At 32.1% G+C, this 26,113-nt stretch carries 27 protein-coding genes; 7 read left to right on the forward strand and 20 right to left on the reverse strand.

The window, feature by feature from the left end; translation table 11 throughout:
• Nucleotide 1: 1 nt before the first annotated feature.
• Genes HB672_RS00595 through HB672_RS00610 form a run of 4 tightly spaced genes read left to right on the forward strand, consistent with a single transcriptional unit; the run spans nt 2 to nt 5,199 of the window.
• Nucleotides 2-1,582: a 4Fe-4S dicluster domain-containing protein gene (locus HB672_RS00595; protein ID WP_167605995.1), complete on the forward strand. Its 1,581-nt coding sequence runs from the start codon at nt 2-4 to the stop codon at nt 1,580-1,582.
• A 43-nt stretch (nt 1,583-1,625) separates the two neighbouring features.
• Nucleotides 1,626-2,318, forward strand: a complete 693-nt coding sequence (locus HB672_RS00600; RefSeq protein ID WP_167605998.1) for a glycosyltransferase family 2 protein — start codon at nt 1,626-1,628, stop codon at nt 2,316-2,318.
• Entirely contained in the window at nt 2,315-3,805 is a 1,491-nt protein-coding gene (locus tag HB672_RS00605) for a cellulose synthase family protein (protein ID WP_167606001.1), read from the forward strand. Before HB672_RS00600 ends, HB672_RS00605 begins: the two co-directional genes overlap by 4 nt.
• Entirely contained in the window at nt 3,805-5,199 is a 1,395-nt protein-coding gene (locus HB672_RS00610; protein ID WP_167606004.1) for a mannosyltransferase, read from the forward strand. The genes HB672_RS00605 and HB672_RS00610 overlap by 1 nt, the downstream gene beginning before the upstream one ends.
• Here the strand turns inward: HB672_RS00610 and HB672_RS00615 are convergent.
• Genes HB672_RS00615 through HB672_RS00635 form a run of 5 tightly spaced genes read right to left on the reverse strand, consistent with a single transcriptional unit; the run spans nt 5,179 to nt 9,176 of the window.
• The gene (locus HB672_RS00615) at nt 5,179-5,415 is read right to left on the reverse strand and encodes a hypothetical protein (protein ID WP_167606007.1); all 237 of its coding nucleotides are present in this window, start codon (nt 5,413-5,415) and stop codon (nt 5,179-5,181) included. The genes HB672_RS00610 and HB672_RS00615 overlap by 21 nt on opposite strands.
• 11 nt (nt 5,416-5,426) lie before the next feature.
• Nucleotides 5,427-5,753 carry a hypothetical protein gene (locus HB672_RS00620; RefSeq protein WP_167606010.1) on the reverse strand — a complete coding sequence of 109 codons (327 nt, stop codon included), beginning with the start codon at nt 5,751-5,753 and terminating at the stop codon, nt 5,427-5,429.
• Nucleotides 5,754-5,807: 54 nt separating this feature from the next.
• Complete coding sequence (locus HB672_RS00625; RefSeq protein ID WP_167610147.1) at nt 5,808-6,782, reverse strand: deoxyhypusine synthase family protein; 975 nt, start codon at nt 6,780-6,782, stop codon at nt 5,808-5,810.
• A complete protein-coding gene (speB, locus tag HB672_RS00630) occupies nt 6,772-7,713 on the reverse strand; it encodes an agmatinase (RefSeq protein ID WP_167606013.1) in 942 nt (313 codons plus the stop codon). Before speB ends, HB672_RS00625 begins: the two co-directional genes overlap by 11 nt.
• 2 nt (nt 7,714-7,715) lie before the next feature.
• On the reverse strand, nt 7,716-9,176 hold the full coding sequence (locus tag HB672_RS00635; RefSeq protein ID WP_167606016.1) for an arginine decarboxylase: 1,461 nt from the start codon (nt 9,174-9,176) through the stop codon (nt 7,716-7,718).
• A 474-nt stretch (nt 9,177-9,650) separates the two neighbouring features.
• Here HB672_RS00635 and HB672_RS00640 point away from each other — a divergent pair, with 474 nt between their 5' ends.
• Entirely contained in the window at nt 9,651-10,136 is a 486-nt protein-coding gene (locus HB672_RS00640) for a carboxypeptidase-like regulatory domain-containing protein (protein ID WP_167606019.1), read from the forward strand.
• 14 nt (nt 10,137-10,150) lie between these two features.
• Nucleotides 10,151-11,164 (forward strand): transglutaminase domain-containing protein, encoded by a 1,014-nt coding sequence (locus tag HB672_RS00645; protein ID WP_167606023.1) that lies wholly within the window; start codon nt 10,151-10,153, stop codon nt 11,162-11,164.
• A gap of 2 nt (nt 11,165-11,166) precedes the next feature.
• On the opposite strand, the gene HB672_RS00650 is transcribed toward HB672_RS00645, so the two are convergent.
• Genes HB672_RS00650 through HB672_RS00695 form a run of 10 tightly spaced genes read right to left on the reverse strand, consistent with a single transcriptional unit; the run spans nt 11,167 to nt 19,854 of the window.
• Nucleotides 11,167-11,889: a hypothetical protein gene (locus tag HB672_RS00650; RefSeq protein ID WP_167606026.1), complete on the reverse strand. Its 723-nt coding sequence runs from the start codon at nt 11,887-11,889 to the stop codon at nt 11,167-11,169.
• A 53-nt stretch (nt 11,890-11,942) separates the two neighbouring features.
• Nucleotides 11,943-12,782 carry a pseudouridine synthase gene (locus HB672_RS00655; protein ID WP_167606029.1) on the reverse strand — a complete coding sequence of 280 codons (840 nt, stop codon included), beginning with the start codon at nt 12,780-12,782 and terminating at the stop codon, nt 11,943-11,945.
• Nucleotides 12,783-12,821: 39 nt separating this feature from the next.
• Nucleotides 12,822-13,772, reverse strand: coding sequence for a carbon-nitrogen hydrolase family protein (locus HB672_RS00660; protein ID WP_167606032.1), 951 nt, complete (start codon nt 13,770-13,772; stop codon nt 12,822-12,824).
• The gene (locus tag HB672_RS00665; protein ID WP_167606035.1) at nt 13,772-14,677 is read right to left on the reverse strand and encodes a geranylgeranylglycerol-phosphate geranylgeranyltransferase; all 906 of its coding nucleotides are present in this window, start codon (nt 14,675-14,677) and stop codon (nt 13,772-13,774) included. Before HB672_RS00665 ends, HB672_RS00660 begins: the two co-directional genes overlap by 1 nt.
• 10 nt (nt 14,678-14,687) lie before the next feature.
• Entirely contained in the window at nt 14,688-15,617 is a 930-nt protein-coding gene (locus HB672_RS00670; RefSeq protein WP_167606038.1) for a mevalonate kinase, read from the reverse strand.
• A gap of 57 nt (nt 15,618-15,674) precedes the next feature.
• The gene (locus HB672_RS00675) at nt 15,675-16,763 is read right to left on the reverse strand and encodes a diphosphomevalonate decarboxylase (RefSeq protein ID WP_167606041.1); all 1,089 of its coding nucleotides are present in this window, start codon (nt 16,761-16,763) and stop codon (nt 15,675-15,677) included.
• Nucleotides 16,764-16,769: 6 nt separating this feature from the next.
• Nucleotides 16,770-17,303 carry a DUF1697 domain-containing protein gene (locus HB672_RS00680; protein WP_167606044.1) on the reverse strand — a complete coding sequence of 178 codons (534 nt, stop codon included), beginning with the start codon at nt 17,301-17,303 and terminating at the stop codon, nt 16,770-16,772.
• The gene (locus tag HB672_RS00685; protein ID WP_167606047.1) at nt 17,300-18,511 is read right to left on the reverse strand and encodes an NAD(P)/FAD-dependent oxidoreductase; all 1,212 of its coding nucleotides are present in this window, start codon (nt 18,509-18,511) and stop codon (nt 17,300-17,302) included. Before HB672_RS00685 ends, HB672_RS00680 begins: the two co-directional genes overlap by 4 nt.
• 27 nt (nt 18,512-18,538) lie before the next feature.
• A complete protein-coding gene (locus HB672_RS00690; protein WP_167606070.1) occupies nt 18,539-19,156 on the reverse strand; it encodes a hypothetical protein in 618 nt (205 codons plus the stop codon).
• Nucleotides 19,153-19,854, reverse strand: a complete 702-nt coding sequence (locus HB672_RS00695) for a hypothetical protein (RefSeq protein WP_167606074.1) — start codon at nt 19,852-19,854, stop codon at nt 19,153-19,155. Before HB672_RS00695 ends, HB672_RS00690 begins: the two co-directional genes overlap by 4 nt.
• Nucleotides 19,855-19,928: 74 nt before the next feature.
• On the opposite strand from HB672_RS00695, the gene HB672_RS00700 reads away from it, so the two are divergent.
• Entirely contained in the window at nt 19,929-20,771 is an 843-nt protein-coding gene (locus HB672_RS00700; RefSeq protein ID WP_167606079.1) for a hypothetical protein, read from the forward strand.
• Here the strand turns inward: HB672_RS00700 and HB672_RS00705 are convergent.
• From HB672_RS00705 to msrB, 5 genes are read right to left on the reverse strand one after another with little or no spacing between them, the layout of a single operon-like run.
• Nucleotides 20,768-24,448 carry a metallophosphoesterase gene (locus HB672_RS00705; RefSeq protein ID WP_167606084.1) on the reverse strand — a complete coding sequence of 1,227 codons (3,681 nt, stop codon included), beginning with the start codon at nt 24,446-24,448 and terminating at the stop codon, nt 20,768-20,770. The two genes, HB672_RS00700 and HB672_RS00705, sit on opposite strands and share 4 nt — an antisense overlap.
• Nucleotides 24,449-24,455: 7 nt before the next feature.
• Entirely contained in the window at nt 24,456-24,725 is a 270-nt protein-coding gene (locus tag HB672_RS00710) for a hypothetical protein (protein WP_167606088.1), read from the reverse strand.
• Complete coding sequence (locus HB672_RS00715) at nt 24,709-24,963, reverse strand: glutaredoxin domain-containing protein (protein WP_167606092.1); 255 nt, start codon at nt 24,961-24,963, stop codon at nt 24,709-24,711. The genes HB672_RS00710 and HB672_RS00715 overlap by 17 nt, the downstream gene beginning before the upstream one ends.
• Nucleotides 24,960-25,499, reverse strand: a complete 540-nt coding sequence (msrA, locus tag HB672_RS00720; protein ID WP_167606097.1) for a peptide-methionine (S)-S-oxide reductase MsrA — start codon at nt 25,497-25,499, stop codon at nt 24,960-24,962. Before msrA ends, HB672_RS00715 begins: the two co-directional genes overlap by 4 nt.
• On the reverse strand, nt 25,489-25,950 hold the full coding sequence (gene msrB, locus HB672_RS00725) for a peptide-methionine (R)-S-oxide reductase MsrB (protein WP_167606101.1): 462 nt from the start codon (nt 25,948-25,950) through the stop codon (nt 25,489-25,491). The genes msrA and msrB overlap by 11 nt, the downstream gene beginning before the upstream one ends.
• Between the last annotated feature and the right edge of the window lie 163 nt (nt 25,951-26,113).

A 26,113-nucleotide genomic window follows, 5' to 3' on the forward strand; every position in this document is an offset into this window, starting at 1 on the left:
TATGAAGCAGATACAAAACATAGGACTTGCTTTGTTTTTAGTTGGTCTAGCCATATTTACTTCTTTGATCTTTTTTGGAAGATATGAAGTTACTCCTGAAATTCTAGAGAATCTAGTCAGCAACAAAGGCATAAAAAGTGAACTTTTCATAAATAACATGAATAGTCAAGTTGTTGGTAAGGAATTCAGTAATCCGTTTTCGTTTTCAACTGAAATTACATCAGTACTAGAAAGTGCGAACGAAACGCTTAAAAAAAATAGCGAATGGGATAAAGTGATTTGGGACAAGCCTCATAGCTTAACTTATGAAATAGCAAAACAAGGAGGAAGTGGTTTAATTAAGGACAATAAATGGTTGTTTTGGTGGCTCACCTTTGGATTAGGCATTATAGGAGCTTTGATGCATATCATTCCAAATGTGGTTATAAAAGGACCTCCTGGAATCAAAAACAATGGCATTTGGTTCAATACTGCAACCAATAGAGGTTGGATTGGTTGGTTTGCATTTGTCTTTTTGGTTGGGTTTTATTTACTGCTCTATTTTAGACCAGACTATATTGTGAATTGGACCTACATTGTTGACCCAATTAGCGAAAGTTTAAGTGGCAATTTAGCAAGTCAGTGGTTTTTATATGGCTTTTTGTATTGTACTGTCATGACTGTGATGGCTGTGAGAATGTACATTAAGTATCGTCATAATAAATATCAAATATTACGAACCACTTCAGTGTTATTCTTTCAAATTGTGTTCGCATTTTTAATCCCTGAAATTCTTATTCGCTTTGAAAAACCTTGGTACGATTTTAAAAATGCCTTCCCATTAGACTACGATTTCTTCTTTAAATGGAATCTAGATGAACTTATTGCAAGTGGTGGATTAGGATTATTTATTCTCATTTGGGGAATTGTTCTAACACTTGTCATAGTTCCTGTGATGGTGTATTTCTTTGGAAAACGATGGTACTGCTCTTGGGTTTGTGGTTGTGGTGGATTAGCCGAAACATTAGGAGACCCTTATAGACATCTTTCAGATAAATCATTAAAAGCTTGGAAACTTGAACGTTGGCTAGTGCATGGTGTTTTGGTGTTTGCTTTAGTTATGACAGGATTTACGCTTTACACCTATTTTTCAGGAGCAGAAGGTGTTTTAGGAATTAGAACTCAAACCATTCAAGATATTTATGGCCTTTTAATAGGAGCATTTTTCGCTGGTGTAATTGGCACAGGTTTTTATCCAATTTTTGGAAATCGTGTGTGGTGCCGATTTGGTTGTCCATTAGCAGCTTACTTAGGCATTGTGCAACGCTTCAAATCTCGATTCAGAATTACAACTAATGGCGGACAATGTATCTCATGTGGTAATTGTTCTACTTATTGCGAACAAGGTATTGATGTAAGAGCTTATGCGCAGAAAGGAGAAAATATTGTACGAGCTAGTTGTGTTGGATGCGGCATATGTTCTGCAGTTTGCCCAAGAGGTGTTTTAAAATTAGAAAATGGACCTGAAAAAGGACGTATCAATCCTACAGAAATCCTTCTTGGTAATGATGTGGATTTGATGGATTTGGTGAATCAAAAATAACCGCAAAACTATTGTACTTTTGCAACTTCAAAAGAAACTTTAAATGCCAATAATAAAAGTCATCATTCCTGCTTATAATGAAGCTGATTCAATTTCTCATGTCATAAACGACATTCCTGAGATTGTCGATGAGGTTATTGTGGTGAGTAATAATTCAACTGACGCAACCGAAACTATTGCCAAACAAGCTGGAGCAACTGTTTTAAAAGAATCGAGAAAAGGATATGGTTATGCCTGCTTAAAAGGAGTGGATTATGTTTCAAAACAGGAAACAAAACCAGATATTATTGTTTTTTTAGATGGCGATTACAGTGATTACCCAGAAGAACTTACCAAAATAGTAGAGCCGATTGTAAAAGAGGACATTGATTTTGTAATTGGAGCTAGAGTTAAGCGACTTAGAGAAAAAGGTTCAATGACCATACCTCAAATATTTGGAAACTGGTTAGCCACAAGTTTAATGCGATTAATGTTCAAATCAACATTTACTGACTTAGGTCCCTTTAGAGCCATAAAATACGAAAAGCTATTAGCTTTAAATATGGAGGACAAAACCTATGGTTGGACTGTAGAAATGCAATTAAAGGCCTTAAAACAAAAATTTAAATATGTTGAAATTCCTGTGAATTATAGAAATCGAATTGGTGTTTCCAAAGTATCTGGAACTATAAAAGGTGCTATATTTGCAGGCATAAAAATACTAGGTTGGATTTTTAAATACAGCTTTAAAAAATGATTTTAGAAACTATCATAATCATTATTTATTCCACAGCGCTCATACTTATTTTCATGTATGCCTTGGCTCAGTTAAATCTGCTATTTAATTACCTGTCAGCTCAAAAAAAACAAGACAAAGCTCCTAAATTTGATTTTTCCAATCCTGATGAAATTCCGTTAGTTACTATTCAACTTCCAGTCTATAATGAATTGTATGTTATGGAACGTTTGTTGGAAAATATTTCTAAAATTGATTACCCAAAAGATAAATTAGAAATTCAAGTATTAGATGATTCTACCGATGAATCGCTTGAAACAACTGTAGCACACATTAAAGTATTACAGCTAACAGGATTAAATATTCAACACGTACTTCGTGATAACCGAAATAATTTTAAAGCTGGCGCACTTAAAGAAGGCTTGAAAATTGCAAAAGGTGAATTCATTGCGATTTTTGATGCCGATTTTTTACCAGAACCCAATTGGCTTAAAAAAACTATTCCCTTTTTTAAAGATTCAGAAATTGGTGTTGTACAAACTCGATGGGGACACATTAATAGAGATTATTCTATACTTACAAAAATTCAAGCTTTTGCACTAGATGCGCATTTCTCCTTAGAACAAGTTGGAAGAAATAGTAAAGGGCATTTTATTAACTTTAATGGTACAGCAGGCGTTTGGCGTAAAGAGTGTATCCTTGATGCTGGAAATTGGGAAGGAGACACATTGACGGAAGATTTAGATTTAAGCTATAGAGCACAATTAAAGAATTGGAAATTTAAATATCTAGAAGACGTTGAAACCCCTGCTGAATTACCTGTGGTTATTAGCGCTGCTCGTTCACAACAGTTTAGATGGAATAAAGGTGGTGCTGAAAACTTTAGAAAAATGATGTGGAAAGTGTTGAAAAATCAGAATATTTCAGCAAAAACTAAGTTACATGGATTATTACATTTATTGAATAGCACCATGTTTTTAAACGTACTCATTGTTGGTGTTTTAAGTATCCCAATGCTATATATTAAAAACGAACACATACATCTTAGAATGTATTTTTATATGATGAGTTTCTTCGTGATTAGTACAGTCATATTTTTTATTTGCTATTGGTTTATATTTAAGAAAACTTATGGAAGTAGTTTAAAGAGTTTCGTACAATACATAGGTATGTTCATTACCTTTTTCTCTATTGCAATGGGCTTCTCTTTGCATAATTCCATTGCAGTAATAGAAGGGCATTTAGGTAAACGTAGCGATTTTATACGTACGCCAAAATTCAATATCAACTCTCTAAAAGATAGCTGGAAAGGCAATAAATACCTTAAAAAGAATATTTCGCTAAACGTAATTTTTGAAGGTTTGCTGATGCTTTATTTTGCATTCGGAATGTATAGTGCGTTTATAGTTGGCGACCAAGGTGGTGATTTTGGTCTGTTCCCTTTTCATTTGATGCTATTCCTTGGTTTTGGGTTTGTGTTTTTTAAATCGATAACATCTAAAGTTTAATGCAGTATTGGAAGCTTCATAAAATACCTTTATTACTTTCAGTAGCTTCAATTTTATTTTATTTTTCTTTTGCTTACGACCTAGTTAGAACCGACTATATTAAACTAATCGGTTTATATACTGGATTATTTTTTCTGTTTTATAAACTCGTTCAAACTTCAAAACACAATTTAAAATTGCTTACTTGGATTGCTTTTGGATTTCGAGCTATTTTTATACTTGCTATTCCAAATCTCTCTCAAGATTTTTACCGTTTTATTTGGGATGGTCGCATGATTTTAGAGGGTTTTAACCCTTATCTGTTTACACCAGAATCGTTTATTACAAATGGTGAATTCCCTGTAGCGCAAGCACAAGAATTATATGCTGGGATGGGAAGTTTAAGTGCTGGACATTACACAAACTATCCGCCTCTAAAACAATTGTGTTTTGTTATTGCAGGATTATTTTCAGGAAACAATATTTTAGGCTCTGCTGTTGTTTTAAGGCTCATTATAATTGCTACCGATTTCGGCACATTCTATTTTGGAAAAAAACTACTTAAAAAACTCAAATTACCAATTCATAATATCTTATGGTATATATTGAATCCTTTTATTATTATTGAACTTACAGGAAATTTGCACTTTGAAGGTGTGATGATTTTCTTCTTAGTTTGGAGTTTATATTTGCTTCATTCTGGCAAATGGAAATTTGCTGCCGTTGTCTTCGCTTGTTCTGTGTCAATCAAACTAATTCCATTGTTGTTTTTGCCTTTGTTTTATCAATGGTTTACCAAACGAGATGCTTCGACAAAGCCTGTCTTGAGCAAAGTCGGAAGGCTCAGCATGACAAAATTGATGTCATTTTATGTAATTGTAGGTGCAACTACTATTTTACTGTTTCTGCCGTTTTATTCTTCACAGTTTATAACCAACTATGCCGAAACAATTGGTTTATGGTTTCAAAATTTTGAGTTTAATGGAAGTATGTATTATTTAGCTAGAGAGATTGGCTACTTGTTTAGAGGTTATAACGAAATAACCATTATTGGAACATACACAGCTATTATTGTGTTTCTTTTTGTTGTTACTATGGCTTTTTTACGAAAGAATTCATCAATGATTCAGGCTATGACTGCAATGCTTTTTGCTTTATCGTTTTACTACTTTACAGCAACCACAGTGCATCCTTGGTATGTTGCGACCTTACTAATTTTATCAATTTTTACTAAGTATAAATTCCCACTGGTTTGGAGTTTTGTTATTGTACTAAGTTATTTGGCTTATTTGCAAATAGGGAAAGCTGACAAGGTAGAAAACCTATGGATTATTGTGTTGGAATATTGTATCGTTTATGGGTTCTTAATTTGGGAATTGTTTGTAAAAAAAATATCACTCATAAAGCGGCTTTAAACTCATTATAGTGTATATCACAACATTTTCATCACTTTTATCAAATTTTTCTGTGAAAGTAATATAGAATTCTGTGTCTAATAATGAGCTATCATTTTTTAAATCATATTTAGCTAACACCTTTGGTAAAGCATCATCAAACATAATTTCACCACCATTATCAAACCAAAACGTATAAAAACCATTTTCGTAAGACTTAAAAACAGCTGTTTCCATGCTAAAATTTTTTAATCGAAATCTTCAGGTTCTTCTGATGGTTCAGTTTGAGGGTCTTGTACTGCTTCTGGATCATCATCGTCATAATCTTCATAATCATCTTCATCATAATTCTCCATGGTCTTTACTAATTTGGTACTTACTTTTACCAAATATCGAGTATCATCAGTATCTACCTGTACTGCTTCAACAATTTCATTCTTAGCATTTCTAAAAGAAATGATATGATCTTCATCGTATCCATCAGGATATTTTTCAACTAACAAGCCTAATATTTCAGGTGTTAATTTCTTAAAATCTACGATAATACGTTTAAGATTGTCGTTTGCTTTTTTCATGAGTTAAAATATATGCTCTATTTGAGGTTTGTTGTAAATTTAACAACATTAATATTACAAATCCAAAAGATAAGCAAAAATTAAAGGTGCAACTATCGTTGCATCACTCTCAATGATAAATTTTGGTGTATTAATATCTAATTTTCCCCAAGTGATTTTTTCGTTTGGCACAGCTCCAGAATATGACCCATAACTAGTGGTTGAATCACTAATTTGACAGAAGTAACTCCAAAATGGCGTATCTGTACGTTCCATATCTTGATATAACATTGGCACCACACAAATTGGGAAATCACCTGCAATCCCTCCTCCAATTTGGAAGAAACCAATACCTTTTTTAGAATTTTCTGTGTACCAATCTGCTAAAAACGTCATGTATTCTATACCAGATTTCATAGTGCTTGCTTTCAATTCGCCCTTTAGCACATAGCTTGCAAAAATGTTACCCATAGTGCTGTCTTCCCAACCTGGACAAACAATAGGTAAATTCTTTTCTGCAGCAGCATACATCCATGAATCTTTTACATCAATTTCATAATATTGATCCAATACTCCAGACAATAGCATTTTGTACATGTATTCGTGTGGTAAGTAACTTTCTCCATTGGCTTCAGCATCTTTCCATAGCTTATAAATATGCTCTTGCAATCTCCGGAACGCCTCCTCTTCAGGAATACACGTATCTGTTACTCTATTCAATCCTTTTTCTAATAAATCCCACTCTTCTTGAGGTGTCAAATCACGATAATTAGGCACACGTTTGTAATGAGAATGCGCCACTAAATTCATAATATCTTCCTCTAAGTTAGCTCCTGTACAAGAAATAATATGCACTTTATCTTGACGAATCATTTCTGCAAAACTTTTACCTAACTCTGCAGTACTCATAGCTCCTGCAAGAGACACCAACATTTTAGCACCAGATTCTAATTGTGCCTCGTAACCCTTTGCGGCATCCACTAAAGCAGCAGCATTGAAATGCAAATAGTGCTTTTCAATAAATTGAGAAATTGGGCCTTTAGTAGTCATCATCTTCTACAAATTTTAAAGAGTTGTTTTTATTTACGTAAGTACTGTCGAACGAGTTATCGTAATCATCTTCAGTGTCTTCATTTTTAAACTTATAGCTTAACATTTTATAGTACAATTTTGCTGCAAGAAAGTCTGAAGATTTTTCTTTTGGATTAGGACAAAGTTCTACAATGTCGAATCCAACCACATTTTTTTCTTCAAATACTTGTTTTAAAAATTCAAGCGTTTCGTACCATAGTAAACCTCCTGGTTCTGGTGTTCCAGTACTTGGTAAAATAGAAGGATCAAACGCATCCAAATCTATGGTGATAAACACATTATCTGTCATTTGGTCAATTGCTGAATCCATCCAGTTATCATCTACAGCCATATCATGTGCAAAGTAGGTTTTCTCCTCATCCATAACTGTTTTCTCAATGATATCCATTGAGCGAATCCCAACTTGAATCAAATTGGTTGTTTGGCTTGCTTCGTAAACAGCACAAGCGTGATTACAAGTAGAGCCTTCGTAGCTTTCGCGTAAATCGGCATGAGCATCCAGTTGCAGCACTGTCAAGTCTGGAAACATTTCGTTAAATGCTCTAATAGTACCAATAGATATAGAGTGTTCGCCTCCAAAAATGGTTACAAACTTGTTCTTCTTGATATATTTTTTTGTGGCTTGATGTACAGCATCTACCATAGCTTCAGGTGAGCTGTTTTCTGTTATTGCCTCAGCAAGATACACACCTTGTTTGTAGACTTCTGTATCTGTTTCAATATCGTAAAGCTCCATGTTTTCTGAAGCATTTAAAAACGCCTCAGGACCTTTATCTGCTCCTTTTTGCCAAGTGCTTGTGCCATCATAAGGCACAGGAATTAATACGATTTTTGCTTGCTCTAATTTTGCAAGTTCTTCTGGAATTCCAGCGTAAGTTTTTGTTTTCATTTTTATTTATCAGCTAACACTACGTTAGCATTTGTGTTTATTGTTTGTGTTGTGTTTATTTCAGGCTTTGTATCATAACCTAAAATCTTAAGTAAATCTTCGCTTTTTTGTTGTTCACAAAATAGTTCAGTGGTTAAATTTCCTTCAGCATCTTTGTTAATTAAAATATGTTTAGGTGCTGGAATTAAACAGTGTTGCAAACCTCCAAAGCCTCCAATGGTTTCTTGGTAAGCTCCAGTATTAAAAAAGCCAATATATAATGGTTTTTCCTTGTTGTATTTAGGTAAATAAATAGCGTTCATATGTTGCTCGCTATTGTAATAATCGTCGCTATCGCATGTTAAACCTCCAAGTAACACACGCTCATAACTATCGTTCCAACGGTTTATTGGTAACATGATAAAACGTTTGTTAATTGCCCAAGTATCAGGTAGTGTTGTAATGAATGATGAGTTAATCATATTCCATTTTTCACGATCGTTTTGTTGTTTTTGGTACAACACTTCATAAATCGCTCCTCCACTTTCACCAACTGTAAAGCTTCCAAACTCTGTGAAAATATTTGGCACCTCAACACCTTCTTCTTTACAAGTTATATTGATTTGGTTAACAATTTCGTCCACTAAATACTCATAGTCAAAATCGAATGCTAATGAGTTTTTAATTGGAAATCCGCCTCCAATATTTAAACTATCTAAGCTTGGACATATCTTTTTTAAGCTCGTATAAACATTTAAACATTTTAATAATTCGTTCCAGTAATAGGCATTATCACGAATTCCTGTATTAATGAAAAAATGAAGCATTTTAAGTTCAACTTTTTCATTATTCTGAATTTGATTTTTGTAAAAAGTCACAATGTTTTTGTAGCCAATACCTAATCGCGACGTATAAAATTCAAATTTTGGCTCTTCTTCTGAAGCAATACGAATTCCTACATTGAATTTGCCATTAATTTCTTGTGACAACAAATCGATTTCTTCGTAATTATCAATAATTGGAATACAATTTTTGTGTCCATTATTAATAAGTCTCGCAATGTTTGTTACATATTGTGCTCGTTTAAATCCATTGCTTATTACATATGTATCATTATTGATTTTCCCTTCACGTTTAAGGTTTTCAACAATATCTATATCAAATGCCGAAGAAGTTTCAATATGAATATCGTTCTTTAAAGCTTCATGTAATACATGCTTAAAATGTGAGCTTTTGGTACAATAGCAGTAGTTGTAATTACCTTTATATTCATACTTTTCAATAGCATTGTTAAACCATTGCTTAGCACGTTGTATGTTATTGGATATTTGTGGTAAATACGTGAATTTTAGTGGCGCTCCATACTGTTCAACCAATTGCATTAGGTTGACATCATGAAAGCGTAGTTTGTGTTCTGCAAGTTTAAATTCATCTTGAGGGAAATCGAACGTTTGATTGATTAGATCAATATATTTGGTATTCATTATTATTTTTAAAAAGTTGTAAAATTTAAATAGAAAAACAGTCTAAGCTGTTTAAAAACAAACAATAATGTGTGTATATCAAACTTGTATTTGGCTTTGTGTAGTAGGTACAAAGCCAAAGTTATGCTGACTAGCATAGATAGGTAAAACGGAAGTTAGCTTTAAAATTCGGTCGCTCATCCTATAAGCTGCTTTTGAATATGACTTCCTAATTTTCAAAAGCCCGAACATAGAAACAGGTTTCAAATTGTTCAGCTAAATGCGCCGCAAATGTAATTTATTTTTTAATACGCAAAACTTTTTTTGGTTTTTTTTGAAAAATTTTTTCTCCCCTGATTTTATTGTCATTTTTTACAATTAAATTTTTCCCTTCACTAATCTAAAAGACCCTCACACTAACTAAAACACTATGATTACTCAATATTAGTTGAAGCATAAAGGTTTAGTCTCTAGATTTGGTTAAAACTTTATATTATGAAAACAAATTTTACATTAAAACAGAAAAACTATGGCTTAGTAAAGCCAGAAAGTATTGAACAATTCTCGATGAGAGATATTTTAAACAGAACCTTTGGGTTAATTGGGCTTATTATGTTGACTACAATTATATCCAATCCTGTTTTTGCTCAGACAAAAAAAGTTGCCGAGTCTAAATCTGTAACGCAAGAAATTATTGTTAAAGGGGTAGTTAGTGATGAAATTGAACCACTTTACCTAGTCAATGTTGTTCTTGAAGGTACAGAAACTGGAACATCCACTAATGAAAAAGGAGAATTTACATTTCCTAAACCTCTTAAATATGGTGATGTTTTAGTTTTTAGCTATTTAGGTTACGATACAGCTAAAATCAAAATTAACGAGAATTCTACTTTTATTGAGTTAATGCTTACTTCTGGTGGGATTGAAGTTGTTGGAGATTTGAATATTGAAAAGCCATATAAATCAAAACGTTCCAATTAACACAGTCTTATTTAATGACAAAAATAAGATACATAGTACTCTTTATAGTTGCATTCCAATCTAATGCTCAGATATCTGATTTTGATTACATCAATTTTAAAAAAGCTGACAGTATTGCATTGGAGTGCAAAGATGAAGGGCTTAATAATCTGCCCAAATTAGTTTATAAACTTACCTCGAATTTGGAGACAGATGCAGAACGCTTTAGAGCTATCTATAAATGGGTATGCACAAATATTGAAAACGATTATGCCTTGTTTTTAAAGAACAATAAAAAGAGACAGAAATTCCAAAATGACAGTCTTAAACTTACCAATTGGAATACACATGTTAAGAAAAAAATATTTAGAACACTTTTAAAAGATCAAAAAACTATTTGCACTGGCTATGCTTACCTTATAAAAGAGCTATCAAATTTAGCCAATTTAAATTGCGAAATCGTACATGGTTATGGCAGAACAAGTTCCACAAATGTAGACAAACTAAATACGCCTAATCACTCTTGGAATGCCATTGAATTAAATGGTAAATGGTATTTATGTGATCCTACTTGGGCAAGCGGAATTATTGACCCTGAAACATATGTGTTTAAATTTAATTATAACGATGGCTACTTTCTTACAAGCCCAGAACTATTTGCAATAAATCATTTTCCTGAAGATAATAAATGGTTACTTATAGATGATGTGAAACTAACCTTTAAAACATTTTTAGAAGCGCCAATTATTTACGGTAAAGCTTATACAAATTTGATACATCACGATACGCCCAAAAAATTAAGCAACACCTTACGTCGAAACGAAAAAATTACTTTTAAATACCAACTCGTTAAACCAACACCAGTAAATCAAATACACTTATTAGTTGACAATGGTTTTGTTGACAGGAAAGTGCAACCAAATTCTGTAATAATTAAAGATGACATGTTAACCTTTGAACATCAATTTAATACCACTGGATTTTACGATGTACATCTATTAATTGGAGACGACCTTATTTCTAGTTATACGTTTAAGGTGAAACGCTGATTCTAATTCTCTTTAGGATCCAACCAAGGATTGTGCTTATTCTTAAAAGAATAAAATTTATATACTTTTACCCAACTATTTAATGATAGAATTATAAAAGTAATTGTAAAAGTAAAAGGAGTCCAGTCTAAAAATTTGATTCCAAAAAAAGTCAGCTCAATATTATTTATTGTAAAACTAACTATAAAATAATAAAGCAATGGAATAAAAATAAAAGCTGCTAATGCTATTATAGATAGTGGAAGGATCATTAAACATGATTGAAAACAACCCTTTTTACCAGATTTATTCGTTAATTTATTACTCTTATATTTTTTAAACTCTTCACCTCTTTTTGCCTCAGTATTATTAAGTGATGCTAGGTGTAGTTCACTTTCCTTTTTTAAATCAAAATGTTTAATTTCTAAACAGTATATTAAATAATTTAAATAAGCCGAGGTATAAAAATTTGAAGAAAAATTAGATAATAAAAAAGCAGAAACGAGTGGTAAAAAATAAATTAAAGTGTTTATATCATTAATTTTAAAAGGCCCAAGGTTTACGTCATTAATTAATGCTCCTTCGAACAGCAAATATCCTATTATTAAAAATGAGCATCCAATTAACGACTTCCTAGAGCCAGCATCGGCATTATCAAGTTTTTTTCTTAAAGATCCAATTAAATTAGAGCGACCAGATTCAGGAAAATCATGTATTTCATCAAATATCGTTTGAAATTTATTCATTAAATCAAATATATAACTAACAATTGATAAAATTAAATGTTAATCATATAAGCTTAAAGCATCTTCAAATTATTCACCTCTTGATCAGTTAGGTGCTTCCAGTGACCACGAGGGATATCTTTTTTAGTCAATTCGGCAATCATGACGCAATCAACTTTAATGATATCGTATTTAAAGTGCTCAAAAATGCTTCTAATAATAGTGTTTCCTGTATTCTTGATTTTTAAACCAATTTCTTTTTTTGGAGCACCTTCAATGTAGCTAATATCCACAACCGATATTTCTTTTCCAGCTATTTTAAAACCTTCTCTTATTTGCTTAAGGTCTTCGTATTTTAAGTTTTTATCTAATTCAACCTGAAATAATCTAGTGACACCATTTTTAGAATTGGTAAACTTATTATGCACAGCATCGTCATTGGTAAACAACAGCAAACCTGTTGAGTTTCTACCAAGTCTGCCTATTGGTTTAATACGTGAACTGGTTGCATTAGCTACTAAATCCATAACTGTTCTGCCTTTTCCCTCACTAGTAGTTGTGGCAAAACCTTTAGGTTTATTAAGCAATACATACGCCTTTTTTTCAGGATTAACACGCTGTCCATCGTAACGCACTTCATCTTCTAACTTCACTTTATAACCCATTTCGGTCACTACTTTACCGTTTACAGTTACCAAACCAATAGCTATATATTCATCGGCTTCACGACGTGAACAAACACCTGAATTAGCAATGTATTTATTTAAACGAATTTCGTCAGGATTAGACGTACTTTTTTGTTGAGGCTTTTTCTTTATTGGAGCATTTCCTCTTGCATAACTTTCTTTACGTGTGTGATTTGCACCACGTCCAGAAGGCTTCCCTTTACTTTTATTATTTCTTGGTTTACTCATTGCTCTAAAATTTTTGCAAAGGTAAGACAATAGTTTACATTAACTATTATAATCTACGGTAGATTGTCGTTCTCGATTAACGCTTAATTTGGTTACATCTGGGCGTGAATAATGGCCAACAGGGTCGAAGTTTTGACGTTCTTCATAAACACGATTAAAATCTATAGTTTGAATAATTAGCCCTTCTTTATTTAAAACAGGTTCAATAATCCATTCGCCATCAGGTCCAGCAATACAACTGCCTCCATTTGCTAAAGTATCCGGAGCGTTTTTAATGATTTCATCTAAATGAGGTGTGTTTTCTGGGAAATTGCTTTTGTTCATTAAACTTGATACTGACACTACATACGACCGTGACTCTCTTGCAATAAAACGTGTAATATCTTTAGTATTATGGTCGCTTCCAGGCCATACAGCAATATGCAAATTTTCACCTAAACCATAGAGTGCAGCTCGTGGCAAAGGCATCCAGTTTTCCCAACAGTTTAATCCTCCAACGGTAAATTGCTTTAGAGGGTGTACTTGTAGACCATTACCATCTCCTGGAGACCATGTTAAACGTTCATCATATGTTGGTTGTAACTTTCGGTGTACAGATTTTATTTCTCCTTCTTGATTAATATACACTAGCGATGCATACACACTATGTCCTCCTCTATCTAATGGTCTTTCTATGATTCCTAAATAAATAGCTATTTGGTGTTCTTGAGCTAATTGACAAATAGCATCTAAGTCGCCATTTTCGATGGTAATTGAATTGGCAACATAATGTCTATGTAATTCTTTATTAATCTTTTTATCCCATTCGGCTCCTCCAGTTAATGCTAGCCAAAATGGGTAACCAGGGATTAAACCTTCTCCAAAAACAATTAACTCACATTGTTCTTTTGCTGCATCTTTAATTGATTGCTCAACTTTTTTTATGGTTTCTCGTTTATTCAACCAAACTGGTGAAATTTGAGCCATGGCTATTTTTAAGATGTTCTCCATTATAAAATTCGGTTTAAAACAACATTAATATCAATTAATACTATACTAAAAACTCCTGCAACAATAATAAATTTCAATATGTTATGCAGTAGTAAATAGTGCAATTTGCTGTTTGATTTCCACACTAAAATTAGAAAAATTAAAAGTAACACAACACTTAAATAAAAGAAATAGGTCATGCGCCCTACCTGATAGTTGTAAATCAATAAATAAGCTGGAATAAGTGTTAATATTGCTAATATGGTAAGCATTATTTTAGACGTCTTTTCACCATAAACAATTGGAATGGTTTTATAACCCAATGCTAAATCACCTTTTATGTTTTCAAGGTCTTTTGTAAGCTCACGCATAGACAATATTAAAAATAAAAACATAGCGTGAACAAAAATGACCGTTTCAAAATTCTTGTAATAAATAAATACAGCAAAAAAAGGTGTAATGGTTAATATTGCTGATGTTATATTACCAATAATTGGCATTTTCTTTAGCTTGTGCGAATAAAACCAAATACCAAAAATGTAAATCGAAAAGAAAATAACTGCCCTAAATGATACATAACTTGCAAAAATGACTGCGATAAAATTAAGTACAAAATAGAATACCAATTTGGTGTTTTGCCCAACTAATCTATCTAACATAGATTTTTGAGGGCGATTAATTAGGTCTTTCTCTGAATCGTAAAAATTATTGATAATATATCCACTTGCAATAGTTGTCGCAGAGGCAAGAATAATCATGAGTAAATTTAAATCGAAAACGACAGATTTTATCGGTTTGTCGTGAGCAAGAATATATATAGCTGATAAATACTGTGCTATAATAACGATGAGTACATTGTAACCTCTAACGACAGAAAACATACTGAAAAACTTCAGTAAAACGTGTTTTTGTTGTCTAGAAAACATATGAAGGTGTTTAGAAGTTATAGACTACTTCTAATTTATAATCGGATAATGATTTTTGGGCTTTATCAAAGTCTTCAGTGAAACCTAAAATATAACCTCCTCCACCAGAGCCACAAAGCTTTAAGTAATAATCATTCGTTTCTATACCTTTTTTCCATAACTCATGAAATTGTTTTGGAATCATAGGTTTAAAATGATTTAAAACTACTTTAGATAATTGCTTTGTGTTTTTAAATAACGATTTAATATCGCCTTTCAAGAAGTCTTCAACGCAAGCATCTGTATGTTTTATAAATTGGTCTTTAAGCATTTTTCGGAATCCTTCTTGTTTCATATTTTCCATAAAAATACCAACCATTGGTGCAGTTTCGCCAATAATACCACTATCTAATAAAAACACAGCACCTTTACCGTTGTTCTGTTGCGATGGTATTCCTGTAGCCTCTATATTATCTTTAGAATTGATAAGAATTGGAATGCTTAAATAACTATTTAAAGGATCTAGACCAGAAGATTTTCCATGGAAAAAAGATTCCATTTCAGAAAATATAGTCTTTAATTTTAATAGCTTTTCACGAGTTAAGTTCTCTAAAACTGTTATTTTATCATGAGCGTATTTATCGTAAATAGCCGCGACTAAAGCACCACTACTACCAACACCATATCCTTGCGGAATTGAGGAGTCAAAATACATTCCAGAATTCACATCAGCTTTAAGTGTTTCAAAATCAAAAGACACTAAATCAACATCTAAGGTTTCTAAATAGTTGACAAATGATTTTAAGTTTTTATTAGAAGTAATTGCATGTTCTGATGGGTTATCATCTTTCTTCAAAGCACCATTATAGAAACTATAAGGAATAGAAAGTCCCTTGGAATCTTTAATGATTCCGTACTCTCCAAAGAGTAATATTTTTGAATAAAATAAGGGTCCTTTCATAACTGCTATGTTATTTTGTTTAACAATATAGTGATATTTTTAAACATTTATACGAATCTAACTAATTTTTTTAGCACCAAAGCCAATTCTGTCACAAATATAATGACCATTTTGGCAATACACAACTAACTCATTATTAATGAATTCATAAATCTCTTTCGCTTCCTTTTCTGGATATAAAATATGCACGTTTGCTCCTGCATCTAAAGTGAAGCAAATATGTAAATCTGTGTCTTGTCTAAAACGCCAAATTTTATTGATTATTTCAAGCGTATTTGGTTTCATTAAAATAAAATAAGGCATACTTGTCATCATCATTCCATGAAGTGTTAGAGCCTCGCTTTCAACAATTTCAATAAACGATTTTAAATTTCCTTCTTTAAATATGCTTACCAACTTAGAAAGATTTTCATGCGCTTGTGCAAAACGCTGTTTGGCATAAGGGTGATCATGCATTAAATTATGTCCAACAGTACTGCTTACTTGCTTTTCGCCTTTATCAACTAAAAGAATTGTATCGTGATAATTTTTAAAATTCTCATGCACTTCAAAAGGATATTTTACTCCAAACAAATCTGAGCTATTCGGAATCTCCTTGTGTTTTCCCCAAACTATTAAATCGCCTTCTATACTTCTGCAAGCGCTACCTGAGCCTAATCGTGCTAAAAAGGACGCTTTTTTATAGAAATATTCATCAGAATAGTCACCATCTAGAATAACATCTTCTTCAACACTCATTAAACATAAGGCCAAAGCACTCATTCCTGAAGCTGAAGATGCAATACCTGAACTGTGCGGGAATGTGTTTTTTGTATCTATTATAAAATGATAGTCTCTTAAAAAAGGTACATATACTTCAATTCGTTCAAAAAAAGTTTGAATTTTTGGTTTAAAATCATCCTTTTTTTCTCCATCTAGGAATATTTCAAAAGAAAAGTCAGTATTATTTTCTTTTTTCGAACATGTTAAAGTTGTAGTTGTCTTACATGCGTCAAGTGTAAAACTAATGGAAGGATTTGCTGGAATTTGCTGTTCCTTTTTTCCCCAATATTTTACTAGAGCTATATTACTAGGTGAAGACCAAGAGTATTTATCTCCTACAAAGTTTTTATTATAATTTTTTAATATAAAGTCTTTCTCTGCCATTATTTATTAATCTGCTGACAAAGATAACAACTTTAACATTGTGTTGTAATTTCTTGCTGTGGCAAATGTGTTGAGTTTTCGTTCAAAAAATTTGGCATCAAATTTTGACTGACCAAAACCATTCGCTGAATAATAATAAATACAATCTTCAATAATTTGATACGCTTCTGATTCGTAAATCTTTTCTGAAGCAATTTTTACTAACTCTTTATCTGGAGTATTGTGCAACATTATAAAGTAACTAGCCTTCTTTTCGTCTTCTAAAAATGGAGAATTATTAAAAATACGTTGTAAATCTTTTCTGGTTTTAACTAAAACAGACACTTCAAATCCAAAATAATTTGTAATAGCTTCCTTAACTGTTTTTTCAATTTTTTGGTTGCTTTTTTCTGAAGATTGTAAAATCACATTACCGCTTTGAATATAGGTTCGTACATTTTCAAATCCAGATTGAGAAAGCAATTCACGCAACTCTGCCATTGGGACTTTTTTGTGTCCACCAACATTAATGCCTTTTAAAAGTGCAATGTATGTACTCATTTTGACATGGCTTTAGCTGCAATATAAGCTCCTGTCCAAGCATTTTGGAAATTAAAACCACCCGTCACTGCATCCACATTAATAACCTCTCCAGCAAAATACAAATTGTTATGTAATTTACTTTCAAAGGTTCTAAAATTGATTTCTTTTAGATTCACTCCTCCTGCTGTTACAAACTCTTCTTTAAAAGTACTTTTTCCATCTACACTAAAAACAGCTTGAGTAAGTTGAGAAGCTAAATTTTCTAATTGCCCTTTGTTTAAATCTGCCCAACGAGTTTCTCGATTTATATTGGAAGCTAAAACCAGTTTGTGCCATAGGCGCTTTGGCAACTCAAACTGTGTAGATTTATAAACTGTTTTCTTTGCAAATTCCTGTTTAAACTCTTTCAATGTATCTAAACAATCTTCAAGTGATTGTTTAATAAAATTAACTTCTATTTTAAATTTATAGTCGAGTTTTGCTAACTCTAAAGCACCAAAAGCTGAAAGTTTTAAAATTGCTGGTGCGCTCATGCCAACATGAGTTATCAATAAAGGGCCTTCACTCCAAAGATTAGTTTGTAGCACTCTAATTTCAACATTTCTGGCAACTACACCAGGAATATCATTAATGCGCTCATCCTTTATATCGAAAGTAAATAATGATGGAACAGGCTTTATAATAGTATGACCTAAACCCTCTAATAGTTTCCAAATTTTGGCATTGCTTCCTGTGGCTATTAATAGTTTTTTTGTTGTGAAATCACCTTGAGATGTTTCTATTTTCCAGCTAATTTCTCCCTTCTTAATAGATTTTACGGAGTGATTATATAGTATTTCAACGTGATGATTTTTTGCTTCATTTAAGAAGCAATCTATAATGGTTTGGGATGAATCTGTAATTGGAAACATACGTCCATCTTCCTCTATCTTTAATTCTACTCCACGCTTTTCAAACCACTCAATAGTATCACCTGTAATAAACTGATGAAAAGGTCCCAGCAATTCTTTTTCACCTCTAGGATAGTTTTGCACTAACTCTGATGGAACAAACTCTGCATGAGTGACATTACAACGTCCTCCACCAGAAATCCTTACTTTTTGCAAACCTTCTTTACCACGCTCTAGAATTGCAACCTTTAGGTTTGGGTTTTGTTGAGCAATATTGATGGCTGCAAAAAAACCTGCTGCTCCTCCTCCGATAATTATAACATTGTATTGATTCATAACTCTTTATAACAATAATAGTATTAACTATTTACCAAAAGGAGTAATACCCACAAGAACTGTGAATAAGTATTCTTTCTCTATTGCTATTTGTTTTTCTTTATCTTTTTTAGATTCGATTATATTCCCCAAAATCTCATTAATTTTCGACCTTGTTCTAAAAAAATTAGAATTATCTGGATAATCTTTGATTAATTTTGTGTAATATTTAAGAGCTTTTCTATATTTTTCCCTTTTGTATAAATCTTGTGCAATAATAAATCTTTGATAGTCAACTGTTTCTTTAATTGTTAAAAACCAAAATTTAACTTTATACCTATGATTAACTGGACTCCCATCTATTAAAGATGGCTGCCATAATCCGTTTGATTTTTCTACTGTTAGCATTGAATATAACGCATTTTCTTTGCTACTATTAATCTCAGGAATTAAATCCATAACTTCACCTAATTCATTAATATTAAATGATACAGTAACCGTACCTTTACTTAAGGTTTTATTAGCTTGTAGTTTCGTTATTTGATTAATAAAAAAATGATAAGCATCACCTTCTTTAAAAGTGGCTTGAGTAAATTCTTCTTGTGAAATTACATTAATATTCAATCCAAAAATTAGTATCAACGAAAACGTAATCTTATTAATCATTTATTCTTGATTAATTTTTTAAGTTCTCTCTCAGTTAACTGTCCTGTCGATTCACCTGAAACTCTTACTTCTTTGTACATCATTTTTCTACGCTCTACGGCAAATAAACCAACTTTTATATGTGCTAGAAAAGTTCTGTTTAATTCGTCAAACTTTCTTAAATCAAGTTGAGCTCCTTTTTCGTCTCCTATGACTTCTTTAATCGCAGCTCTTTCATAGTAAAATTTTGCCTCATCAGTATACTTTTCAACAAACTTATTGTACATTTTTAAAGCTTTCTCATATTTCCCCTTTTCATTTAATCGTTTTGCTTTACGATAATCTTCACTGAATGTGCCTTTCTTGTTTATAAAGTGAAACTTAATTTTATAGATATAACTTACTTCCTTTCCATCAATTAAAGTTGGATTCCACAACCCATTTGTTTTTTGTACTGCCAACATAGCGTTTAATCCATTGGTCTTACTGCTATTAATTTCTGGAATTACATCTATCACTTCGCCTTTTTCATTAATAGTAAAAGAAATTGTTACAGTACCATCACCAGTTGCTTTATTTCCGTTAAACATATAGAATTTCGATGTAATAAATTTTTGAGCATCACCTTCTTTAAAAGTGGCTTGAGTAAATTCTTCTTGAGAAATCACATTAGCACTATACATTAAAAGCATTATAACTAAAAAAGTGATTTGTTTCATAATCGGTAGAGTTTTATTATTCTTAAAAGTAAGAAAAACTACGTACTTTTAACTTGGTTTTAGAAATCTTTACTTTGAATAAAATTGCTCTCTTTACTATACTTATCTTTCTCAGTTGTGATACTGGAAATTTGCAGGTTATAGCAGATTTGCCAAAATCTCTAAATGAAGCTTCTGGTTTAGAAAAAACTAACCAATCTGATCTTTTATGGATGATAAATGATGGTGGAAATAAGCCTATTTTATATGGTTTAGATACTTTAGGAACTGTAAAAAAACACATAAAAATTGATGCTAAAAACAGGGATTGGGAAGATTTAGCAGCAGACGACACTGGAAATATTTATATTGGTAATTTTGGAAACAATAGCAATGACAGCAAAAATCTTTCTATCTTAATAATTAACAATAAAGACTTAGATACTGCTAAAGCAATTACACCAAAAAAAATCTCATTTACTTATCCAGAGCAAAAAAAATTTCCTCCAAAAAAGAAAAAACGTCACTTTGATTGTGAGTCCTTTTTCTATTTTAATGATAACTTGTATTTATTTACAAAAAGCCGTAGTTCTTCTGACAAAGGAAGAACCAACCTCTACCAAATACCTGCTAAACCTGGAAAACATGAAGCTAAATACATTAGCTCTTTTTCAACCTGTGATGATTCTGGTTGTTGGGTAACTTCGGCAGATATAAATGATAAAAAAGATCAAATAGTTTTACTTACTGAGCATAGTGCTTTTATATTTTCTAATTTTAAAGGAAATGATTTTCTAAATGGAGATGTTAAACACATAGATTTTAAACATAGATCTCAAAAAGAAAGTGTCATTTTTAAGAATGATAGCACACTTTTAATTACTGATGAATATTTAGGTGTGAATGGTGGAAACTTATATCAATTGGATATTCGTTAAAATCCAAAACCTAGTTTAAAAGCCAATCTTAAACCATCATTACCAGAAAAAGCTGAAATATTACCAACAATCATATCTGCTCCATTAAAAAATAATCCTCCACCAACGGAATTGTTCCATTTATCGGAATCTACACCATCAACCCAAACACGACCATAATCTAAGCCACCATAAACCCCAATATTAAAGGGAAGCAAGCTTGTTTTTACTTTTCTAAGGTTTAAGCGTAAATCTGTACTTTGCACAAACGAGCTCTTACCAGTAAAACGTTCATTTCTATAACCTCTTAACCCATTATTAGCTCCTAAGTTAGCTCCTTGATAAAATTCAAAATCATCACCAATATTAATACGTCCACCCAATTTTGTGGCTAAAACAAGTTGCCCATTAGAAGTCAATCTATAGTCGAAAGCAATTGAAGGAATTAAGTATCCAAATCCATTTGAGTCATTAATATTTGATTTATAACCTAGTTGCACATTTGTTTCCATTCCTAAAGTTGGAAAAGCCTTGTTATCTCTATTTTCAAATCCATAAGATAATTCAGCACCAACAAAATTATTATAGACATCTACATTGTCGCCAATAATTGTATTAATAAATCTACCCTCGGTTTCTTCAACTTCTATGGATTCGTATGATAATCCTAATTTAACTTTCGAGCCTAAATCACCATGCCATTGTAAAGCAGGTGCTATTTTTATGGTTCTTAATTTAACTCTGTTATAATCTAAATCTACATCTAGACCATCATTTTCATCAGCTTCAGGATTAACTGTTTCGTTTCCATATCCAAAGAAATTTATTGCATAATTTGGACTAGTAAATTTAGCGTCTACCATTAAATTAGCACTCCCTATTATATTTGCAAACTCCCCTGAATAAGAAACATCAAAACCTTTAGTAGCGAAATAATACGCAGCAGATACTATGTGTTGAGATGTAAAAGGATTTCTTTCAAATCCATTTACTGTAAAGGTATTTGCAAACCCTATTTTTAAGCCATCATCTGGATTTGATCCAATTGAAGGCACTAATTGATTGGAGTTATAAGTTGGTTTTTTATAATTGTAAACATTAGTTTCGTAATCATCTGTTAACTTTTTGCTTCCTTTATTGGTTATAAACTTGCTCTCCTTAGACTTATAATCATAAATCTTTATTTTACTTCCGTTTTCAATATTGTAAACATCCTTATTTTGTCCTCCAATAATTCTAACTTTAATCAAATTTTCACCTTGTCCAGACACCATAAAAACATCTTCATCATCCAGTCCATAAATCCAAATTTCTTTAGTATCCAAATGTGAATAATCACGCTGATGAAATACTTCTCCCTTTTCTCCTTGCTGAATTCTATAAACTGTAACCTTAGTTAATCTTTGATCACGCTCTATTTCAAACCAATCATCTTTATCTGTACCTTTAATGATTGCATATTTGTTTACTTGATTGTAATATTCGTTTGAAATCTTTTGAAGATTGGCTCGTCTGCCAATTAATTTACGCTTAATATCTTGAACTGTTTCATCATGAACTTCTTTTGGAAAATGTTTAAAGGCACTATCTATTACTTCATCAGTAAGGTTTTCAACAATATGTTTAACTTGTACATTCCAATCTTGTCTAGTAGACTGATTTATTAAAGAAACATCTAAAGGATAAGGCTCTAAATTGAACCATTTTGGACTTTTTAATTCTTCATCATAAGATTGCATTAATCTTAAAGCTGGAACAATTTTGGTTGCAAAACCCAATAAAGTTCCATCTGCCATTATCGAAAATGCTTGATCTCTATCTCTAGGCATTGGTCTATAAATAGTTTTTTTGCCTTCCCTAAATTTTGCCCAACGCCATTGATCTTCATGTCTATCCCAATCGCCAATTAACATATCGAATAAACGCGCTCTAATATAAGCTGCTTCATCTACAAGATTATCTTCATCTTCTCTTAATTCTCGAAGCATATCATGAGTACTAATAAGCTCATTTGAAAATCCAAAACTTTCCTTATCTCCATGACCATCAGCGGCACGTTCTTCTATCATATATAATTCATCTCCAAATTCGTTATTATAAACACCCAAAGCCTCTTGTTTAGACACATAATACAATTGTGGGCTTGTATGCATAACACCAATAGCTTTAGATAATGTTGCTATTGTAAAAGGCGCATAAGGATGTGAGCCTGTAAAAACATCCAGCAACAAATTCTCTGCAGCCGTATCGTCAAATTGACCTTTTATATATTGATCTTTAAATGCAACAGCTTGCAAATATTGTAGTGCATTCTTCCGTAAAGCCCTCATGACATATTCTCTACCTTCAGCATCTTCTAAACGCAATGATTTAGATTGATGTCCACCTCCTTTTCGCATTGGTTTTAAACCTCCAAACAAAGTATCCAACCTTATAGTTGGAACTGTTACATCTTTACTAAAATATTCTCTATAACGCTCTCCCCATAACTTTTTAAATGCCTTTGTTTTTGCTGTTTCTTCTTTTGTATAAATAGAGGCTGTTTTCTGAGTTGGTAAATCCAAAGGATATACAGTTTGAGTGTCAACGTTATTCGGCTTTAAAACTTGAGTCTCGAAAACAATTTTATTAGTTTTTGCTTCAAAGAATCGCACATAAGAAGATCCGTCTTTAAATACATCTAAACGAGCATATCCCTGGGTGGCGAAAGAGAATTTTCCAGAACCTGAGTTTCTCGCAGGATTCGTTTTAGATCCTGAACCGCTGATAATTTGTGGAAGATTATCTTGAACTAGATATTGTAAATTATGATCATGTCCAGAAACAAAAACCACCTTTTCATTTTCTTGAGAAAGCGTAACTAAACGGTTTTTAAACTCTCTATATTTCTTGTTTTGATCATCAACTGTTATTACACCTCCTGTTTTTCTAATAAGATTTTTTAATGTCCCTAAAACTGGTAATGGCGACATATGACTTTTAAAGGAATACTGACCTCCATGAGAGCCATTAGTAAATAAAGGATGATGCAATGCTACTATTGTCGTTTTCCCTCTTGCCTTCTTAATTAAGCTTTCGTACTCATCGAAAAAAAGCGCTCTTGTTTTTATTTCGCAATCATCATTAATTGTAGGATGCTTATCCCAATTAGTTAAATACCACTCTGAATCTATTACAATTAACACCACATCATCACTAACATCAATCTTTTCAATTGGACAACCATTTTCAGGTAAAAAAGTGTTTTTACCAAGGATGTCTTCTATGTAATTTTCTTGACGTTTTAATCCTTTTAATCCATTACTATACCAATCATGATTTCCTGGAATAAAAATAGCACTCCCTTTAAAGTTTTTCGCTGCATCTGCTTGCACATTAAGTTGGTGCTCTGCAAAATCACGCTGTTCATGTTCCTTATTTGGCATTCCTGATGGATAAATATTATCTCCTAAAAATAATGCCGTACTATTCTTTCCTGCTTTGTCAAGTTGCAGTTTAAATTCTTTTAAAGCTTTAGTTTTTGTGCCTATTGGGGAATTCCCTCCGTCTCCAATTAAATAAAATGAATGCTCAATTTGCTTTTCGTCTATAAAAATCTGATCACTAATACCATCTTCATACTGAAGCTTGTATGTAGCACAACCATTTAGCATAATAAAAACAGTTATAAAAACTAAAGCTTTAAAAGTATTTTTCATTACTAAATTATTTATCGTACTTCATATTGCAGGTCTCGCAAAAGTAAGTATCTTTTTGGAGAGTAATTTTATCCAATTTCCCTACCACTTCTTTAATAAAATTATTATATATGTCTGACTTTTGGTTAGTACTTTTTCCTTTTATTTTTCTATAAAATTCACCATCCCATTCTTGTTTTCCCCAACAATTTGGACAAATACCTTCTGGTGCTTTTCCTGTTTCTTTATTTTCTGATTTTGCTTTAAAATAATTCTTAATGTTAGCTGTTATGTTCATTCTCTAAATTTTTATTTAATTCTTTATCTGTTGGATTTCTAAGCTTCTTTTTTCCAATGGTAATTGTTGGAAAATTTAATTTTCTATTTTCATAAAGACTACGTAACTCTTCAGCAAAGTCTTCATTTTTTTCTACATCTAAAAACACATATTCTACTTTTATATTTTCTAAAAAAGCTTGGTAGTATTTAGTTTTATGGCACCTTTCGGTGCCATAAAGTTTAATTTTTGGTGTCATTTTAACTTATCAGCATGAAGCTCACGAAGCTTTGCTAGTTTTGGTGTTATTACAAAACTACAATAACCTTTCGCTTGATTATTTTTATAGTAATCTTGATGTTCTTTTTCGGCTTCGTAAAAAATATCTAAAGGAGATATTTCGGTAACAATTGGATCGTTATAATAAATAGAAACTTCTTTTATAACAACTTCAGCAATTTCTTTCTGCTCATTATTATGATAATAAATTACCGAACGATATTGTGTGCCACGATCGGCTCCTTGACGATTCAACGTCGTTGGATCGTGAGTAGTCATGAAAATGATTAATATATCTTCATAAGAAATTGTATTAGCATCATAAGTTACTTGTACTACCTCTGCATGTCCTGTTAGACCAGAACAAATTTCACGATAGGTTGGTTTCCCAGGAACGCTCCCTCCAGAATAACCAGATACTACTTTATCTACTCCTTTTACTTCTTGAAATACTGCTTCTGTACACCAAAAACAGCCACCACCAAATGTGGCTTGCTGTATGTTTTTAGTAGTCATGTGTAACCTCCTTATCTAATTTCATAGATTCAGAATTTACGCAATAACGTAATCCACTTGGCTCAGGACCATCTGGAAATACATGACCCAAATGTGCATCGCAAGTATTACACATAACCTCAACTCTAACCATACCAAAAGCCGTATCCTTTTCATATTTAATAGCGTTTTCTTTAATTGGTTGTGTAAAACTTGGCCAGCCTGTTCCAGAACTAAATTTAATAGTTGAGTCAAATAAAGGTGTATTACAACACATACAGTTGTATTTACCTTCATCATAAATACTACAAAGGTCGCCACTATGTGGACGTTCAGTTCCTTTTTGTCTTGTAATTCTAAATTGCTCTGGAGTTAACTGATTTCGCCATTCTTCCTCTGTTTTTTCAACTCGTCTATCTGGAGTTGGGTTTCCGTTAACAGAGTAACTAATTATATCTTTCCAAGTAAGCATACTGTTGGTTCCTTTCTAATTTAATTAATAATCATACTTTTCAAGATAAATATAGTCGAAATATAGTTTTAATCATTACAAATGCATATAACTGAAAGTAACTGTAAAGTTTACGACAAACATTCTTGTTGAATAAAGTTTAGTATTTTTACTAAAAATCATC

It is taken from the genome of Gaetbulibacter sp. S0825 (assembly GCF_011777505.1).
Taxonomy (GTDB): domain Bacteria; phylum Bacteroidota; class Bacteroidia; order Flavobacteriales; family Flavobacteriaceae; genus Pontimicrobium.

Coding starts and splice junctions, on each gene's coding strand:
- HB672_RS00595 (WP_167605995.1), top strand. CDS start 2: ATGAAGCAGATACAAAACATAGGACTTGCTTTGTTTTTAGTTGGTCTA.
- HB672_RS00600 (WP_167605998.1), top strand. CDS start 1,626: ATGCCAATAATAAAAGTCATCATTCCTGCTTATAATGAAGCTGATTCA.
- HB672_RS00605 (WP_167606001.1), top strand. CDS start 2,315: ATGATTTTAGAAACTATCATAATCATTATTTATTCCACAGCGCTCATA.
- HB672_RS00610 (WP_167606004.1), top strand. CDS start 3,805: ATGCAGTATTGGAAGCTTCATAAAATACCTTTATTACTTTCAGTAGCT.
- HB672_RS00615 (WP_167606007.1), bottom strand. CDS start 5,415: ATGGAAACAGCTGTTTTTAAGTCTTACGAAAATGGTTTTTATACGTTT.
- HB672_RS00620 (WP_167606010.1), bottom strand. CDS start 5,753: ATGAAAAAAGCAAACGACAATCTTAAACGTATTATCGTAGATTTTAAG.
- HB672_RS00625 (WP_167610147.1), bottom strand. CDS start 6,782: ATGACTACTAAAGGCCCAATTTCTCAATTTATTGAAAAGCACTATTTG.
- speB (WP_167606013.1), bottom strand. CDS start 7,713: ATGAAAACAAAAACTTACGCTGGAATTCCAGAAGAACTTGCAAAATTA.
- HB672_RS00635 (WP_167606016.1), bottom strand. CDS start 9,176: ATGAATACCAAATATATTGATCTAATCAATCAAACGTTCGATTTCCCT.
- HB672_RS00640 (WP_167606019.1), top strand. CDS start 9,651: ATGAAAACAAATTTTACATTAAAACAGAAAAACTATGGCTTAGTAAAG.
- HB672_RS00645 (WP_167606023.1), top strand. CDS start 10,151: ATGACAAAAATAAGATACATAGTACTCTTTATAGTTGCATTCCAATCT.
- HB672_RS00650 (WP_167606026.1), bottom strand. CDS start 11,889: ATGAATAAATTTCAAACGATATTTGATGAAATACATGATTTTCCTGAA.
- HB672_RS00655 (WP_167606029.1), bottom strand. CDS start 12,782: ATGAGTAAACCAAGAAATAATAAAAGTAAAGGGAAGCCTTCTGGACGT.
- HB672_RS00660 (WP_167606032.1), bottom strand. CDS start 13,772: ATGGAGAACATCTTAAAAATAGCCATGGCTCAAATTTCACCAGTTTGG.
- HB672_RS00665 (WP_167606035.1), bottom strand. CDS start 14,677: ATGTTTTCTAGACAACAAAAACACGTTTTACTGAAGTTTTTCAGTATG.
- HB672_RS00670 (WP_167606038.1), bottom strand. CDS start 15,617: ATGAAAGGACCCTTATTTTATTCAAAAATATTACTCTTTGGAGAGTAC.
- HB672_RS00675 (WP_167606041.1), bottom strand. CDS start 16,763: ATGGCAGAGAAAGACTTTATATTAAAAAATTATAATAAAAACTTTGTA.
- HB672_RS00680 (WP_167606044.1), bottom strand. CDS start 17,303: ATGAGTACATACATTGCACTTTTAAAAGGCATTAATGTTGGTGGACAC.
- HB672_RS00685 (WP_167606047.1), bottom strand. CDS start 18,511: ATGAATCAATACAATGTTATAATTATCGGAGGAGGAGCAGCAGGTTTT.
- HB672_RS00690 (WP_167606070.1), bottom strand. CDS start 19,156: ATGATTAATAAGATTACGTTTTCGTTGATACTAATTTTTGGATTGAAT.
- HB672_RS00695 (WP_167606074.1), bottom strand. CDS start 19,854: ATGAAACAAATCACTTTTTTAGTTATAATGCTTTTAATGTATAGTGCT.
- HB672_RS00705 (WP_167606084.1), bottom strand. CDS start 24,448: ATGAAAAATACTTTTAAAGCTTTAGTTTTTATAACTGTTTTTATTATG.
- HB672_RS00710 (WP_167606088.1), bottom strand. CDS start 24,725: ATGAACATAACAGCTAACATTAAGAATTATTTTAAAGCAAAATCAGAA.
- HB672_RS00715 (WP_167606092.1), bottom strand. CDS start 24,963: ATGACACCAAAAATTAAACTTTATGGCACCGAAAGGTGCCATAAAACT.
- msrA (WP_167606097.1), bottom strand. CDS start 25,499: ATGACTACTAAAAACATACAGCAAGCCACATTTGGTGGTGGCTGTTTT.
- msrB (WP_167606101.1), bottom strand. CDS start 25,950: ATGCTTACTTGGAAAGATATAATTAGTTACTCTGTTAACGGAAACCCA.